We start from the raw sequence: 15635 nt of genomic DNA, 5'->3' as shown, positions 1-15635 counted from the left end.
AACCTCATAGAAACCCTACTTACCAACCACTAAAATTCCTTGTTATCAAACCATCGATACGTCCCGCGAATGACGCTCCAGCCAATCAGCAATCGCATCAATATCGAGATGATCAGTCGCGACGCGGACAGCAAAATTTTCTAGTTCAATAGCCGCCGCGGTCATTCTCCAGCCATTTCTCGCCAAAAAGATACCAGCAATCGTCACCGCCGTGCGCTTATTGCCATCGGTAAAGATATGGTCTGCTATACAATTACGCAAATAAACCGCCGCCCTTTCGTGAACTGACACATATTGCTCCTCACCAAAAACAACTGTTTGCGGCGCAGCCACCAGCGACTTTAGCCCCAGTTCATCGCGTACGCCATGCGAGCCACCAAAATCCTCAATTATCCAAAAATGCAGCTCTAGAATTTCGTCAATCTCCAGATAGCGAATCATCGGTCTGCCAAGTTTTTCAGCGTTTCGCCGTACTGCTTTTTGAAATCATCGTATTCCTGGCTGAGTAGCAGCTTATCTGCCTGCTCGATTGACTTTACCTGCTCAACCGTTAATCGCACCTCGTCACCATCGCGAATCCCTAGCGCCCGCAAATCCCGCGCCGGCAACGTCACGCCGCGGCTCGAACCAATCTTGATAACCTTCTGAATTGTAGTGATTGTCATGCAAATATTATAACAAAATTATAATTTTATTGCAATATTAGCGAAACCAAATCAATATTTACCGCACGATTTCGCTATGCAGCTCCTGCCATTTCATATGCGCCCCATACGCTCGAGCTGGTGCGTCAACCTCACTTTCCTGGAGCAACAACTCCTCAGGGTCGATAAACATTACTTCGTCACCCTCTTCACCTGGCACAAAGTCAAAATTCTCCGGCCAGACACGGCAATAAAAACAGATTTGATTGGCATCAATCCGCTCAATGTACATCTCGTCCGACGCGTCAAAGAGTTGATAACGCAAATTGCCCTTATAGCCGACTTCTTCGTACAACTCGCGTTTCAGCGATGATTCAAAATCCTCATCATAATCCATGCCTCCGCCCGGCAAATCCCAATACGTCCGATTGATTTCCTTAACGACCAAAATTTGCCCAGCGTCGTTATAAATTAGCGCTTTGAGCGAGATACGGTATAGGTAATCGTGGCGAGTCATTCCGACTGAATCTTGTGTAACGAGATGCCCGTTGGTAAGTTTTGTCATAGGGACAATTATAACACTTTTAGCCTAAACCCAGCATAAGTACCGTCCTGTCTATACGCCTCCTCGCCAAGGAACGCCGGAATAGCCTGCAGCTCATCGTTATAAACGAAGTTTTCAAGACTAGTTACGCTCTTTTCTTCCTCCGGCAGAATTTTCCCTACCATCTTATAAAAGACTCGCTCCTGGTCAATCATCTTCCCATCCAAGTATCTTTCTATATCAGTGCATATCTGCTTGTACAAATCATCATTCAGGTGTGAATTAGACACCTCATAAGCCACAAAATTCGGCACCACCGTCGTGATGTCATTAAGCGGCTCAACCACCAGAATGTTTTTTACAGCGCTAGAGTTGATAAACCTCTGCACTATTTCATTATCTTTATCTGCCGTTATCAAAATATCTGGCTGCTCGGCAGTGGTCGTATGAAAATCCAATACCAACTCCGGCTTCAGTAACCGAATCCGCTCCTCAATAATCTTCGCACGCCGACCCTCATAAGTGTCCAGACCAAGTCCGTAGCTCCTATTTAGATCCGATTCAGTATAGCGCACATTCTTTGCGTAAGCGCGCGGATTAGCCATGATGAACTCCATATTTTCCAACAGTTTAGACCGTTTGGCGAGCATATACGCCAGCAGATTTGGACCTAATAATTCGTTGCCGTGGGTGGAGATTATTGCGAGTATTTTTGTCATATAGCTATTATTCTACGCTGTAAAAACAAATCTGCCAACGATATACGCGCTATTTATTGCATATTATTATATACATCAAACGCATTAATAATTTCTTGGTTGCGAATTACTTCGCTAGCATCAGCTCTTGCTATAATAGCTCTTGTCATTTTATCACTAAAGCCAATATACGTAACTTTTATACCCCGAGCTTTCGCAACCCGAATAGCTGGCAGCAAATCAGTATCTGAGCTTACCAGTATAACCTCATCAACCAGTCCGCTTAATGAATCAACGACAATATCCACCGCAATACCAACATCAACACCCTTTTCTTGCATACGCAGATCTCTGTGTTGACAGTTATGACACACATCGCTATCACGCACTTTTAATTTACCGACTTCGTTGAAAGTAATGTTTTGATTTTTCAAAGTATTTCTTAACCGTCGCGCCACATCCGAAAAACGCGTTGTTTTCTCTAGAATTGAATCGTCAAGATCTCTGCGAACCTGTACTTTAGCGCCATAAAACACAATTCCCACACCGACGCCAACGATATTTTCGACAAGCGACCTAATATCAATCTTAGTTAGTTCGTCCTTTGAAGATATTTTGCCATGCTCAATCAAAACCTCGGCAGCTTTATACAAAAAATTTTGACCATCGACATATACCCTCTTCATACACCTTATTATACCAAAAACCTCGACGGGGACGAACCCAAGTCGAGGTGCTGTACGTATTATATTAGCAGAGATGTGCGTATAAATCAATATTTACGACGCGTCAAACAGCTGATAACGCAAATCGCCCTTATAGCCAACTTCTTCAGGTAGCTCGAGTTTCAGTAACGATTCATATTGTCTCGCCAAAATCCATACCACCGCCCGCCAAATCCCAGTTTGGGAAGGTTTCGCCTGTTCCTTGTTTGAAATGTAGATTTACAGTATATTTTGTCTTTCCAATATCCATTATTAACTGCTTATTGGGTGTTAACAAGTTGGAAATTACCTACTCGTGATACTCTTTTATTTTACCGACATATTCAGTCAAAAGATTTTTTGAATAAATTTTTTCACTTTTTGAATTTCTAACTTCTTTCCAAAGAATAGAAGCTACTTTTAATTTGTTCGAATAGTTGCGACTATTTTCGTCTGCACAGAAATCCTTTAAAAATTGATTCCATTGACAAACCGAATTATCATACTTGGCATAATTTGATTTCCCATAATAAACTTTTAGCATATCTTGAATTGTAAAACTCAAATCATTTTCTCTTTTTACTTTTCTCCAAGCTGTTGCCATATTAGCAGTAAATTTAAAAGGTGTAATACCTGTTACGGCGGAGAAATATTCTCTAAATTTTGTGTTAAAGGAAAACCCACATTCAAGTAATGGCATATCTAGAGTAATATTTTCAACTTGTTTCTTTTCATTTTTTATTGGTGATTTTTTAATCAAATTGCCCTTAAAGTATTGCTCTATAATATAATTGAGTTCCTGTTTTGTACCTTTGTACTCTAATCCTAATGACTTGCATATCTGTGAAATTTCTTCACGATACCAATAGTATTTATTAAACTCGTCAAACGATGTAATTTTATCAAACTCAGGTCTACTTTTTATCAATCTTTTATCTCCTTAAACCCAATTTGCTTTTTCATGTCTAGTATCTACAGCTCCTCAACCTTCACCCGCCGCTGCTCCGTCGTATCCCGCTCACGCACGGTGACGGTGCCGTCCTCCAGCGTCTGGAAGTCGATGACCACACAGTGCGGCGTGCCGATTTCGTCTTGGCGGCGGTAGCGTTTGCCGATGTTGCCGTTGTCGTCCCACATCACTCGGCCGGGGTTGGCTTTGGCAAGTGCGGCGTAGACTTCGCGGGCTTTTTCTACCAATTCTGGCTTGTTCTTGAGCAGCGGCGAAACGGCAAATTTGACTGGTGCCAAGTGCTCTGGCAGCGCCAAATACACACGCTTTTCACCGTTCTGCTCGTCCTCACGGTACGCGCTCGATAGCACCGCCATCAGCGCCCGCTCCACGCCAAACGACGGCTCGATGACGTGCGGAACAAATTTTGTGTTCGTTCCCTTGACGGTGTACTCCATGCTTTTGCCGCTGGCGCGCTGGATGTTCATCAGGTCAAAATCGGTGCGATAGGCAATGCCCATCAACTCCTCGCGGCCAATTGGATAATCGTACTCAATGTCGATCGTCTTTTTGCTGTAGTGCGCCCGATCCTCCGCTGGCACGTCCAGCTCGTGGATGTGCTCTGGCTTCAAGCCCAGCTCTGCCAAGAACGCATGCGTCGCCGCCAGCAATTCATCAAACGCCTCTTGCCAATGCTCAGGATTCACGAAATATTCAATCTCCATCTGCTCGAACTCGCGAGAGCGGAAGACAAAATCACGCGGCGCAATTTCATTACGAAACGCCTTACCCTGCTGAGCGATGCCAAACGGCAAATTAGGATAGAAACTATCGACGACGTTTTTGAAATTGGTAAAAATTCCCTGAGCGGTTTCCGGACGGAGGTAAGAAATCGACTGTGGATCGTAGGTAATCGCCTTCATGCCATTAAGGCTACGCCTACCATCGGCGCCCCCCGTCAACTCATCAATCGCCAGCTCATTTTGCCCGCTAGCACCGACAAATGTCTTGAACATCATGTTAAACTGTCGCGGCTCACTAAAATCACCTCGCGTACCACAGTTAGGACATTTAATCACTCTTAGCACATGCGGCCATTCTTTCAGCCCAAAATCGCTGGCCTCCTCGAGGTCAATCTCACTTGGGCCAAGCTCCATGTCTAGTATTTTCTTGAACAACTCGGGCTCTTTTTCCTTGATCTCGTCATAAAAATTCGGTGCCGTGGCATGCTCGCGATACCATTGGATCTTGTCGGTGAGGGCTTCGTACTCGTCCAGCTTTTCCTGTTGATCTTTGAGTAGATGGTCTTCACGAAAACGCGCCTTGCAGTGGTTACACTCCACCAATGGGTCAGAAAACGTATCCACATGCCCGCTCGCCTGCCACACCTTCTGATTCATCAAAATTGCTGCATCGACGCCGTACATGTCGTCGCGCTCGTCAACAAACCGACGCCACCACAAATTCATGATATTACGCTTCAACTGCACACCCAGCGGACCGTAATCCCAAGTGCCAGAAAGACCACCATAAACGTCCGACCCCTGATAAATAAAGCCGCGGCGCTTGCATAGGCTGATAATATCTTCCATTTTTGTAGTACTCACAGTCTTCCCTTTCTCCGCGTTGGCAACGCGACGATTCATTAACTGAGGCTTATTATAGCATGCTTGACGGTCGCTATTTATTGTGCAACAATCGCACGTAGGGAGTATCAATGGTGTTATGAGTCAGGAACAGTACAGAACATCGTCTACAGATAAAATTTTTCCAGATTTCCCTGTAATACGTCACCCCCAGGAATACTCACTGGAAGAGGTCCGTAGGTTACTAGAAATTTCTGATAAATACGAAGGGGCGGATGATAGAGCTAGAAGCATAGTCGCCGAAGGGATCCGCGTCACTGGTTTCGCTGCTTTTAGTTCCACAAGCCCGCTAACAGCTCAGGAGCAAGGTAAAATTAGAGAATACTTTGGGCAATGGATGCTACTCAGAGATCAACTCTCAGGACTCATCACCCCCTATGAACACAATACTTTTCTCTCGGCAAAGCGTAATTTTGACTCTGCCTGCACCAGTAAAGTGTCCGACCAAGTAAAGGTGGCCTTCCTAGATCAAGCACTAGAAGATGCTCACAGTGTTTACGCCAGTCAGACCAAAAGAACAGATATTTCTTTTAGTTCCGTCCTCAATAAAATATTCCTAGCGCGCACGTTACGCGATCTCGCCGCGATGGGTCGATTTGATGACAACGCTAAAAGAAGCGCGGTTGCCCTGCTCTGGGAATGTGCCGATGAGATTATCAAAATAAGTAAGCCAGATCTCGAGGTGGAATATTGCAAGGAGTCCTATTTACATGAGATTGAATATTTCCGTGGCCAATACTCGGAAGAGATAGAGATTAACCCCGAAGAGAACCCCGATATTTCAACACATAACATACTCACCAAGCTTAATCAGTCGGATATTGAGTCCGGGCAAAACCCTAATACTTTCATGGAATCTGCCTTCTCCCCCCTACGGAAAGCAATTGTAAAGCATGCTCTACAAGACACAGTTACACCGCCGCATGCTGCCTAGTCACCAGCCAGCAACTAGCGATGACCGGGCCGAGGCCACCAATGTGGGTGAGATTTTCTAGCGGCTTGGCTTGGATGAGGCGCAGCAGCTTGATATGATCGGCCGTTAGGTCACCCTGTTCGCTTGGCCTTAGGACCTTTTCGCTTGGATCGTACATGTATGATTTATCGCTCGTGAGCGTCCGCCCGGCCACGTCGGTGCGTAGATTAAGCTCGTCGCCCAGCAGCCCGGCGTACTGCATATAAAACCACGTCTCGACCAGTAGTCGATCAACCGCCGGCCGATCAAGCCACGCCAACACCTGACTGAGCACCGCGAACCACTCCGGCCCATCAACGGTCTCGGTCGCCTGCGCCACCAGCTTGAGCGCCTGGTAAGCGAACTGCATCCGCTCATAATCCTCGAGGATATGCCGATAAAACGCGCTGAGCCTAGCACTGGTCAGCAGTCCCAGCTCGCCGCGGCCCGAACGAATCACCACATCGCACAGCGCCAATAGTTCAATGCCACCGGCCAGCTTACTCCGCTCACGACGCACCCCCTTGGCGATCACCGCCCGCCGCCCCTGGGGCGTTAGTAGCTGCAGCACTCGATCAGCCTCGGCGTAATCCGTCCGCCGTAGCACAATCGCCTTGAGCCGCTCGTCGTCTTTCATTCCGCCTCCTCGCGAAGCGCCCCCAGCGCCGCCCGCACCTCATCAGGCGTCATTCGCGCCTTATCAAGCACCGCCCGCACCCCAAACGGCCGCAGCTGATCCAGCTCAAGCACTACATTACTACACACCACCACCGGCAGCCGCGCCAGGTCCTCATGGCTTTGCAGCTCATTCAGTAGTGCCATTCCCGTCTCACCCGCCAGCAACATATCAAGCACCAAGCCATCCGGCCGCCACTCATCAAGCATCGCTATCGCCTGTCCAGCCGCCACCACTGTCCGGGCCGTATACCCCGCCTCCAGCGCATACCGCTCCAGCACCGCCGCCCACTGCGGGTCATCCTCGATGATCAGGAGTTTTTTCATAATAAGCTCATCTGCTCGCTGAGCGGCACATCAACATAAAACGTCAGTCCGTCTCGGTGGCGTATCAGCCCGATCTGCCCGCCCATCGCCCGCGCGAACGTTGCAGCGATATACACGCCGAGGCCACTACTGTCCGGTCGGGTTCTGACTGATTTACGCGTAGTCATCTCATCCACCAGCCGCCGATACTCAGCCAGGCTCATCATCGGCCCAAAATCCCGTACGCCCAGCCGTACCATCGTCCCTGCCTGGCGAACAGTCACGCGAATTGCGGCCCCAGCCTCGCTATAGCGCATCGCATTATCGAGAAAATTCATCATGATCCGCCCGAGCAGCAATGGGTTGGCCACCACCAGCCGCTTCTTGCCCGTACGCGGCCACGTCACCCGCCGGTCATACAGCCGCAGCATGTCGCGCGACTGGTGCGCCAATTGGGCTAGCAGCGCCAGTGGATTAACCGGCTCCAGTGGAAACAGCGTCGGCTGCACATTCACGGTATGCGCCAAATCCTGTACCAAAGCCAGCGATCGCTCCGCCGTCAGCGTCAGCCGCCGCTGCATCTGCTGTGCCTCGGCTGGACTGAGCTGGCCATCCTCGATCAATAAACTCATCTGCCGAATCAACGCCAGCGGCGCCTTCAGCTCATGCGCTGCCACCGCTATGCTCGGCATCGCGGCAAACTCCTTATCACTCCACTGTGGCTGCGCCATATACCTCTAGTATAGCAAACCGAGGCGCCAAAAAGAACTGCTGCCGCTCCGTATCATTTCACGCACCAGCCGCAGCCAAGAAAATTACTGGACAAATTTCACTGTCTTGAGAATAGCCTCAAAATCTGGCTTGAACGTATCAGCATCGGTTGAAAAACGCAGTGTCTTGTCGCGCACCTTCATCAGCACCACCGAGCCGCGCAGATCCTTACTAAATGCACCGTCAATGCGCGTGGCGGTGTTACCGTTGTATTCGACGCTACTTGAGGTCAAATCACCCTTTTTCAGCAGGCTGGCGTACTGATCTAGCGTCTTGTTGAAGTCACTGTTAAGAATCTCGAGGCGCAGTGCAAACTTGTTTTGGTTGCTACTATGCGTATTCGTCGGTGGCACGATAGCCGGGTGGAGATACGCTTTATAATCACCGCGATCGCTGCCGTCAGCCGCTACGTAAACACTCCAGGTTTTTGGATACATAAATGAGACGCGGCCGTACTGCTCGGGGCCGACGAATTCAATGCGCGGGTTTTTGGCTTCTTCATTAAATTTCTCGCGGTCAGCCTTTGATTGCTCTTCACGCGCCTTGGCCGAAGCCACCGCCATCCGACTCTCGACCGCAGTTTTCTCCTGTGAATATGCCAGGTACGCCCAGATTGCCGCGCTACCAGCCGCCACGAACAGCACGATCGCGCTAATCGCCACAATCATCCAGCTATTGACATATCCCTGTTCCATCTCTGTTTTTCTACTCATATGCATCAGTATAGCTTATGCTTCGGGCGATGTAAAGCCTCCCGGCAGCTGATAGAGAAAATAGCCGTGGTATTCTTTTGTCGGTTGCGTGCCGGGGACAGAAAATCCGTAGCTCACGAAAGTCAACGGCTCGGTCTGGGCGGCCACTTGGCGCCCCGCTAGCTGAAACATTTTTGCGATATCGCGGCCATCACCAAAGGCATACATCACCGTCACCTTGTCGAGCACCGGCTGCCGCCAGATATTCGCCCAGTGTACTTGGGCGCCCGGTAGTTTGCGCAGCCGCCAGCGCGATATTAGCACCAGGAATGGATTAATCTCATAGCCAATCGCCCGCGCACCCTGCTGAGCTGCCGCCATCAGCACCACACCGTCGCCCGATCCGATATCAAGCACCACGTCGCCTTTACCAAGCGGCAGCGCCTCAGCAAACAGCCGCTGCACCTCGCGCGACCGTGACGGCACATACGGCGCACCGATCAGTGCTGGCAGTGCAAAGATCATCAGAATCGCTCCGCCAAGCCACGCGAGCCATATCACGCGCTAAAATCCTCGCCAAGCACTGTGATATCATGCTGCATATTATCCAGCGCTGCCGTAATGTCTTTCGCCAGCTGTCGCGCCTCAATAAACCGCTGCTTGGCCTCGTCCAGGTTAAAGTCATCGCCCTGAAACCACGCGATGCGCTCGTTTAGTTCTGTCATCATTTGCTCAATCGTTTTATCATTCGTTTTATCGTTTTTCACTACTCTCAATCCTCGCTTTCATGATCTTATCTTTTGTTGTAATCTTTACAATACTACCAATCTGGCAGTCGCCGCTAATCATCGCGTAACCGCGCCGCAGCGCCATCTCTGGGTCGTACTCAGCAATAATTCGTTGTTGCGACAATGTTGCATTCATGGCAATCTCGACACGGTGTAACCACTGTTCAAGCGCCGCTTGTTGCAACATTGTTGCATATAGACGCCGCTCCTTAATCTGCCGCTGAATCACCTCTGCCACACTACCCAGACGCAGCGCTAATTGCTGCCTCACCTCACACTTATCCGGAAACAATAACTGCGCCGCATTACTCGGCGTGGCCGCCCGCACATCAGCCGCCAGATCGCACAAACTTTCGTCAATTTCATGCCCAATACCGGTCAGCACCGGCACGCGGCTGCCAGCCACCGCTCGCACCAAGCATTCATCATTGAAACTCGCCAGGTCCTCCGCGCTACCGCCGCCGCGAATCAGCACAATCACCTCTGGCGGCTCCGCCAGCTGGTTACAGTGGGCAATCGCCCGCACCGCCTGATCAACCGCGCCGTCGCCCTGAACCTTGATATTAGCAACGATAAACTGCACCCCGCCCCACCGCTCGCCGGCAATTTTCATAAAATCCGCATAGCCCGCCGCTTGCGTGCTGGAAATGACCGCCACGCGGGCAGGATATGGCGGCAAGGGACGCTTCCGTTCCGTATCAAACAACCCTTCGGCCGCTAATTTCGCCCTGAGTAACTCAGCGCTGCGCTTGAGGTGACCCGCACCCAGTGGCTTGACCTCCTGTACCGTTAGGCTAAACTTACCCTTGGCAGTTAACTTAGCTGAGGCTCGCACCACCACGCGCATTCCCTCCTCGATTGGTGCCCTGAGCTGCCAGGCCATCATGAAACAATTGACCGCACTCTCACTGTCCTTGAGGGTAAAAAAGACAAATTTTTGCTGACGCACCGTGAACTCAGCAACCTCGCCCTCAATCTCAACAACCGGGACAGCGGTCTCCAGCACCTGATTGACGACCGCCACGAAGTCACTAACGCTAAACCGCGGCGCCATCGTCGTCATCCGGCCGCCCATATTTGATCAGCGCGTGCTGGTAGAACATATACCCAAAGACAATTGTCCCCGTTAGTAAAATCACCCGCGTCAGCACAATCCCAGCGATGGCAACGTCCGGCGCCACACCGGTCATACTCAAGAAAACGATCATAATCGCTTCGTACACGCCCGCACCGCCCGGCGTAAAGGCTACCAGACTAGCCAGCCCCGCCACGCCGTAGCCGATGATCAGCACCGCTGGATTGACCGACACGCCCAGCGCCCAAAAGGCTACGATGAACATTAACACATCGAAAATGGCATATATTGCACCCCAGACCAGCGGCTTGATGAGTAGGCGCCGGTGCTCCGATAGCTCCACAAAATCATCATGCATCTCAGCAAAAAACGCTTCGATTTTCGTCGAAACCAGCAGCCGCTTGATCTTGCCCAGTGTCGCCCACCGCACTACCGCGTTGATCAGCCGCGACATCCGCACCGCCGTGTTGTGCATACGCCTTCGTGACGAGAACATAAAAATCAGCCCAAATGTTAGCGCTAGCACCACCAGCACCAAGAAGAAACTTGACGTCACGATGTAGCGATTCACCTGCCCGTCAATTGACAAGATTAACACCGCCACAATCAGCAGCACCATCAACGACAGAAAGCCTGTCACGTAACGGATCACCTGGGCAAAGGTCGAGCGCGCCGAGCTGACGCCGAGCTTGTGCATCCGCCACGTCGTGTAGGAAATACCGCTGACGCCGCCTGACGGAAAAATGTGATTAACCAGATTCAGCTCCAGTGCAATCCGCGTCTGCTCAAACCGTGAGATATGCCCGATCAGTTTTTTGTCGCGAAGATAGGCAAAAATCATCTCGCCGCCCGCGAAATACACGATAATTTGAAACGGCAGCAGCAACATCAATAGCCAGATATTTGCCCGGCCGAGCAGCTCCCACGCCCGCATCAGTTCCGCACGCGACAGAAAAATGATCAGTACCAGCACCGCCAGCGTCACGATACTCATGATCGTCCGCGGTGACTTGAGTGCCTCTAAAAACTGCTGTATCCCTTTCGACACCATATCGTCAATTATATCACGCAGTTTTTGCTATAATCAAACCATGTATATCGCCCTGCTTGGTCGCCAGCCAGAGATCTCGCTCGCCGAACTTGCGGCGGTTTTTGGCGCGGACTGCGTTCATCGCATCAGCCAGCAGTTTGCCGAAGTTCAAACATCTGACTTCGACATCACTACCCTGGGCGGCACCATCAAATGCGCCGAAGTGATCACCGAGCTACCGGCCAGCCGCACTGATAAGGCCTCACTCCTCGCTGCCTCGCGCTTCATCACCCAGCATTATCACGCCAAGTGGGCGCACTCGCCGCATAAAATCACCCTCGGTCTCAGCGCCCATAACCTGGCTGTTGGCGCCCGCGATGTCCAAAAAACCGGTCTGATCCTCAAATCATCCCTCAAAAAATCTGAGACCAGCCTCCGTCTCATCCCCAACGATCAGCCCGCTCTCTCCACTGCCACCGCACACAATAATAAGCTCGGTGGTTCGCCATATAAAGTCGAGCTGCTGCTTGTTAAAACGACCGGCGGCCGCCTGATCATTGCCGAGAGCCGCGGCGTCCAGAATATCACCGCCTATACCCGCCGCGACCGCCATCGCCCCAAGCGCGACGCCTTCGTTGGCATGCTGCCGCCCAAATTGGCGCAGATTATGCTGAATTTAGCGCTGGGTGCTGGATCGCTGACCCGTCAAAGACCACACGACAATTCTGTGACAAGCTCGGATTCCAGCCTCTCCGATAAGTCGATGGTTCTGCGGACGGCGTTGCCGGATGCATTCGACGTGGAGGAGACGGCTGGAAGCCGAGCTGCCGTGACAATCCTCGACCCCTTCTGCGGCACCGGCACCGTCCTGCAAGAAGCGCTGCTCGCTGGTTACGACGTCGTCGGCACCGACCTCAGCCAGAAAATGGTTGACTACACCGCCGAGAATCTATCGTGGCTGCAATCAACGTTCACCGCGCCTGGCAACGTCATTGATATCCATCAAGCCGACGCCACCACGCACCGCTGGCTAAACGGCGCACACCTCGCTGCCGTCGTCTGCGAAACCTACCTCGGGCAGCCCTTTTCCGCGCCGCCCGCACCTCAAAAACTAGCAGAAGTTGCCGGCAACTGTAATCACATTATCACCGGCTTCCTCACTAATATCCGTCCGCAGCTAGCCCCAAACACGCCGCTATGCATCGCCGTGCCAGCGTGGTACGACGCGTCCGGCCGGGCCACTCATTTACCGCTAATAAAAAATCTCCAAAAACTTGGCTATCACCAACTCAACCACATCCCGCTCATCTATCGCCGCCCCGACCAGGTCGTCGCCCGCGAATTACTGATCCTGCGGACTACCCGAGCACCGGACGGTTAAGCCGTAACGCCGGATCATAGTCTGCGAGCTGTCCCAAACGACCCACCAACTCCTTTTCCAAAAGATCAAGCTGCGCTTGACGCGCCTCTGCTGCTTGCTCGGCCGCAGAAGGAGTGATCGCCTCCGGATGATACTGCTGACACATTGCTAGTAAATCCCTAGCGCCCAGACCGATCCGCCGCTGATTCAACGCCATGATCAAAAATGCCAATGCCGGCCGCGCCTGCTTCGCCATTTCCGTCGTCATCTGTTGATCGGTATCGGCAAACACCTCCCGCCCGATCTGGCTCAATAGTCCGTCCACCATATTTGCCCCAATTGACGCATACGGCCCCTCGCCCGCAGCATAGTGCGCCAGCGGCTCGGAAAGCGCCACCTCAATCTTTACCATTGCACCACTCTCACGCTGCATCATCGCTGCGATCGTCTCTTCTGAGGTTGTCTGGCCATTGACGCCGCGCTCAGCAACCTCTGCCGCTGCCGTCTGTACCGCGTGCAATGCTTGGAGTGCCTCTCCGTCACGAGGCTTCTCTTGAGATTCGTACACAGCACCACCGAATGCCACTGCGCCAACAGTACCCAAGACACCCAGTAGTACCGTTCTTCTATCCACTCGTCTGTTGAAAATAGCTTCCATTGTCGTCATATTCTGCTCGTTCATAGCCCCTAGTTATATAACACCCGCCTAATCAAGTAAAGCCCCTTGACTTTTTATCAGCCGTCACTTATACTGGTACGGATTAGGTTTAGAAAATTTAAGGAGTTTCAATGTCAAAAGTCAAAGCTGGTGGCTCAAGTAAAAACATCCACAACAACCCTGGCCAACGCCTCGGCGTCAAGCGTTTCGGCGGCCAAAAAGTTAACGCCGGCGAAGTACTCGTCCGCCAAACAGGCGCTACCAAGGTCGCTGGCGACGGCGCATACATGAGCCGCAACTACACAATCCACGCTGCTAAGTCTGGTGTCGTCACCTTTAAGCGAGTCAAGAAAACCAGGTTCACTGGCAAAACCGAGCGACGAACTCAGGTTTGCGTCGGCTAGTCAGCACTATTCTATGACCTGCTATCCCGGCGTCCAGATTGCACCCATTTGATTACACCCGTTCATTTAGCTGCCTATCCCGCTACGCTAGTAGTATTTGAGCGGCTAGTTTCTCCAGGCAGCTACGACACGCCCAAATGATGCTTTACTCGCGCTACCACGTCGCCGATCACCACCTGTGACTTGACGAGATATTCGTCTACTCCGAGCGCCTCTGCCCGCTCTCGGTCCTTTTGCTGACTCAGCGCCGTTAGCATGATTACCCGCACATTGGTCGTCTCCGGCGTATTGCGCAGGATGTCGAGTACGTCAAAGCCGCTAATTTTCGGCATCATAGCATCCAGTACGATCAAGTCCGGCCGAAACGCCACCGTTGCCGACAGTGCGTCCTCGCCATTATGCACCTCACGAATCTCAAAGCCCTCCAGCTCAAGCCGTGACCGATAGACTGCCGCCAGTGCCGTATCGTCTTCAACTAATAGTATTTTTTTCCTGTGTTGCATATCCTTGCCCTCCTTTTTTGAGTCTAGACACTCTTTGCTTTTTCTAACTGTGGGTCATGCCCATTATCCGCCGCCCCAGTCGTCATCTCGACCTTGACATCCGGCTCGATACCCGACTTGTCAATATTCTTGCCATGCGGCGTATACCAGTGCGCCTCGGTCACTTTTAGAACCGAGCCGTCCGCCAGATCAATCGGCCGCTGCACACTGCCCTTGCCATAGGTTTTTTCGCCGACCAGCGTTGCCTTGCCATAATCCTTGAGCGCCCCCGCTACGATCTCGCTGGCGCTGGCGCTACCACCGTTAATCAACACAACCGTCTTGATATCACCGAGAAGCGGCTGGCCGGTCGATTTCTCCGTCGAGATAACCTGCTCGCCACGCCGTTGGGTCATCACCACCTGATTATTCAGCCACAGCCCTGCTAACGCCTGCGCGGCCGCCACCGTGCCACCAGGATTTCCCCTGAGGTCGAGGATAACTTTCTTGACACCTGCTGAGCGAAACTCCTCAGCGGCCTGGCGCGCTTGCTTGCCGGTGTCATCATTGAAACGGCTCACTGTCAAAATACCGATCTCACCATCAATCTTCCACTCGGCAGCCGGCGCGACGACTTTCTCGCGCGTCACTGTCACGTCTTTACGTTCGCCACCACGCGACAATACCAACTTGACCGTCGTGCCAACATCGCCGCGAATGCGCTGCACCACTTGATCAACCGGCATATCAGTCACCACCGTGTCATTAACCTTGACGATGACATCGCCGGCTTTGATGCCCACCTTTTCAGCTGGGCTATTTTTGAGCGGCCGGATGATCGTCGGCACGTTATGCCGCTTGGCAATTTCCGCCCCGATACCGCCACCAATATTGCCCGACAAGCTCTTTTCAAACTCCTTGGCTTCATCCGGATCCATATACGCCGTGTGTGGATCGCCCGTCGCCGCCACCATACCGCGCGCCGCCCCACGTGTAAGTGCTTGCTCATCCAACGTACCGTCATAATGAGCCTTTAGCTCACGGTACACGCGCTGCACTGTTGATAAATCCAGCGACCCCGTCGCCGTCCTGAGGCCAAACAGCGACCCGACCTGCGCCATAATCAGATCCGACCGCGTCCCGGCCGCAAAACTCACAATCGCAATCAGCAGCCCGCCCAAAAACAAGCGAGCCCGCCTTCCTACCCTCCGTTGCTCTGTCATATATCTATTGTACACAAAAACCCCCGCTGATGCG

Annotated in this window: 22 protein-coding genes; 3 read left to right on the top strand and 19 right to left on the bottom strand. The window is 51.8% G+C overall.

Translation table 11 applies throughout. The annotated features are described in order from the left end of the window. Positions 1-45: 45 nt before the first annotated feature. The 8 genes from GWK78_01285 to GWK78_01250 all read right to left on the bottom strand — a co-directional run bounded on the left by GWK78_01285 (position 46) and on the right by GWK78_01250 (position 5185). Entirely contained in the window at positions 46-441 is a 396-nt protein-coding gene (locus tag GWK78_01285) for a type II toxin-antitoxin system death-on-curing family toxin (GenBank protein ID QHU93667.1), read from the bottom strand. Beyond that, positions 438-665 (bottom strand): AbrB/MazE/SpoVT family DNA-binding domain-containing protein, encoded by a 228-nt coding sequence (locus GWK78_01280; protein ID QHU93666.1) that lies wholly within the window; start codon positions 663-665, stop codon positions 438-440. Before GWK78_01280 ends, GWK78_01285 begins: the two co-directional genes overlap by 4 nt. A 58-nt stretch (positions 666-723) precedes the next feature. Beyond that, positions 724-1209, bottom strand: coding sequence for an NUDIX domain-containing protein (locus GWK78_01275; GenBank protein ID QHU93665.1), 486 nt, complete (start codon positions 1207-1209; stop codon positions 724-726). A gap of 8 nt (positions 1210-1217) precedes the next feature. Further along, the gene (locus tag GWK78_01270) at positions 1218-1907 is read right to left on the bottom strand and encodes a hypothetical protein (protein ID QHU93664.1); all 690 of its coding nucleotides are present in this window, start codon (positions 1905-1907) and stop codon (positions 1218-1220) included. A 53-nt stretch (positions 1908-1960) separates the two neighbouring features. After that, a complete protein-coding gene (locus GWK78_01265; GenBank protein ID QHU93663.1) occupies positions 1961-2572 on the bottom strand; it encodes an NYN domain-containing protein in 612 nt (203 codons plus the stop codon). A 172-nt stretch (positions 2573-2744) separates the two neighbouring features. Continuing rightward, positions 2745-2861, bottom strand: coding sequence for a hypothetical protein (locus GWK78_01260; protein ID QHU93662.1), 117 nt, complete (start codon positions 2859-2861; stop codon positions 2745-2747). A gap of 39 nt (positions 2862-2900) precedes the next feature. After that, complete coding sequence (locus GWK78_01255; protein QHU93661.1) at positions 2901-3518, bottom strand: hypothetical protein; 618 nt, start codon at positions 3516-3518, stop codon at positions 2901-2903. A 44-nt stretch (positions 3519-3562) separates the two neighbouring features. Continuing rightward, positions 3563-5185 (bottom strand): glycine--tRNA ligase, encoded by a 1623-nt coding sequence (locus GWK78_01250; protein ID QHU93660.1) that lies wholly within the window; start codon positions 5183-5185, stop codon positions 3563-3565. A 79-nt stretch (positions 5186-5264) separates the two neighbouring features. Between GWK78_01250 and GWK78_01245 the strand changes: the two genes are divergently transcribed. Beyond that, positions 5265-6119 (top strand): hypothetical protein, encoded by an 855-nt coding sequence (locus GWK78_01245; GenBank protein ID QHU93659.1) that lies wholly within the window; start codon positions 5265-5267, stop codon positions 6117-6119. Here the strand turns inward: GWK78_01245 and recO are convergent. The 8 genes from recO to GWK78_01205 all read right to left on the bottom strand — a co-directional run bounded on the left by recO (position 6097) and on the right by GWK78_01205 (position 11495). Then, complete coding sequence (gene recO / locus GWK78_01240; protein ID QHU93658.1) at positions 6097-6774, bottom strand: DNA repair protein RecO; 678 nt, start codon at positions 6772-6774, stop codon at positions 6097-6099. The two genes, GWK78_01245 and recO, sit on opposite strands and share 23 nt — an antisense overlap. Next, entirely contained in the window at positions 6771-7139 is a 369-nt protein-coding gene (locus GWK78_01235; protein QHU93657.1) for a response regulator, read from the bottom strand. Before GWK78_01235 ends, recO begins: the two co-directional genes overlap by 4 nt. After that, positions 7136-7849 (bottom strand): hypothetical protein, encoded by a 714-nt coding sequence (locus tag GWK78_01230; GenBank protein ID QHU93656.1) that lies wholly within the window; start codon positions 7847-7849, stop codon positions 7136-7138. Before GWK78_01230 ends, GWK78_01235 begins: the two co-directional genes overlap by 4 nt. Positions 7850-7933: 84 nt before the next feature. Continuing rightward, positions 7934-8602 carry a hypothetical protein gene (locus GWK78_01225; GenBank protein QHU93655.1) on the bottom strand — a complete coding sequence of 223 codons (669 nt, stop codon included), beginning with the start codon at positions 8600-8602 and terminating at the stop codon, positions 7934-7936. A 15-nt stretch (positions 8603-8617) separates the two neighbouring features. Next, complete coding sequence (locus GWK78_01220) at positions 8618-9142, bottom strand: hypothetical protein (protein ID QHU93654.1); 525 nt, start codon at positions 9140-9142, stop codon at positions 8618-8620. Next, positions 9139-9348, bottom strand: coding sequence for a hypothetical protein (locus GWK78_01215; protein QHU93653.1), 210 nt, complete (start codon positions 9346-9348; stop codon positions 9139-9141). The genes GWK78_01220 and GWK78_01215 overlap by 4 nt, the downstream gene beginning before the upstream one ends. After that, positions 9335-10432: an exodeoxyribonuclease VII large subunit gene (gene xseA, locus GWK78_01210; GenBank protein QHU93652.1), complete on the bottom strand. Its 1098-nt coding sequence runs from the start codon at positions 10430-10432 to the stop codon at positions 9335-9337. Before xseA ends, GWK78_01215 begins: the two co-directional genes overlap by 14 nt. After that, the gene (locus tag GWK78_01205; GenBank protein ID QHU93651.1) at positions 10407-11495 is read right to left on the bottom strand and encodes a flippase-like domain-containing protein; all 1089 of its coding nucleotides are present in this window, start codon (positions 11493-11495) and stop codon (positions 10407-10409) included. Before GWK78_01205 ends, xseA begins: the two co-directional genes overlap by 26 nt. A gap of 40 nt (positions 11496-11535) precedes the next feature. Here GWK78_01205 and GWK78_01200 point away from each other — a divergent pair, with 40 nt between their 5' ends. Next, entirely contained in the window at positions 11536-12855 is a 1320-nt protein-coding gene (locus GWK78_01200) for a methyltransferase domain-containing protein (GenBank protein ID QHU93650.1), read from the top strand. On the opposite strand, the gene GWK78_01195 is transcribed toward GWK78_01200, so the two are convergent. Then, a complete protein-coding gene (locus GWK78_01195; GenBank protein QHU93649.1) occupies positions 12833-13516 on the bottom strand; it encodes a hypothetical protein in 684 nt (227 codons plus the stop codon). The genes GWK78_01200 and GWK78_01195 overlap by 23 nt on opposite strands. Positions 13517-13623: 107 nt before the next feature. On the opposite strand from GWK78_01195, the gene GWK78_01190 reads away from it, so the two are divergent. Continuing rightward, positions 13624-13896: a 50S ribosomal protein L27 gene (locus GWK78_01190; GenBank protein ID QHU93648.1), complete on the top strand. Its 273-nt coding sequence runs from the start codon at positions 13624-13626 to the stop codon at positions 13894-13896. Between the two features lie 122 nt (positions 13897-14018). Here GWK78_01190 and GWK78_01185 read toward each other — a convergent pair whose 3' ends face one another. Together GWK78_01185 and GWK78_01180 are read right to left on the bottom strand one after the other, a co-directional pair. Continuing rightward, entirely contained in the window at positions 14019-14399 is a 381-nt protein-coding gene (locus GWK78_01185) for a response regulator (GenBank protein ID QHU93647.1), read from the bottom strand. 23 nt (positions 14400-14422) lie between these two features. Further along, positions 14423-15601 carry a PDZ domain-containing protein gene (locus tag GWK78_01180; protein ID QHU93646.1) on the bottom strand — a complete coding sequence of 393 codons (1179 nt, stop codon included), beginning with the start codon at positions 15599-15601 and terminating at the stop codon, positions 14423-14425. Between the last annotated feature and the right edge of the window lie 34 nt (positions 15602-15635).

This window comes from Candidatus Saccharibacteria bacterium oral taxon 488 (genome assembly GCA_010202845.1).
Classification (GTDB): Bacteria; Patescibacteriota; Saccharimonadia; order Saccharimonadales; family Saccharimonadaceae; genus Nanosynbacter.
The sequence above is the reverse complement of the archived record's forward strand: the minus strand, read 5'-3'. Positions and strand labels throughout refer to the sequence as shown.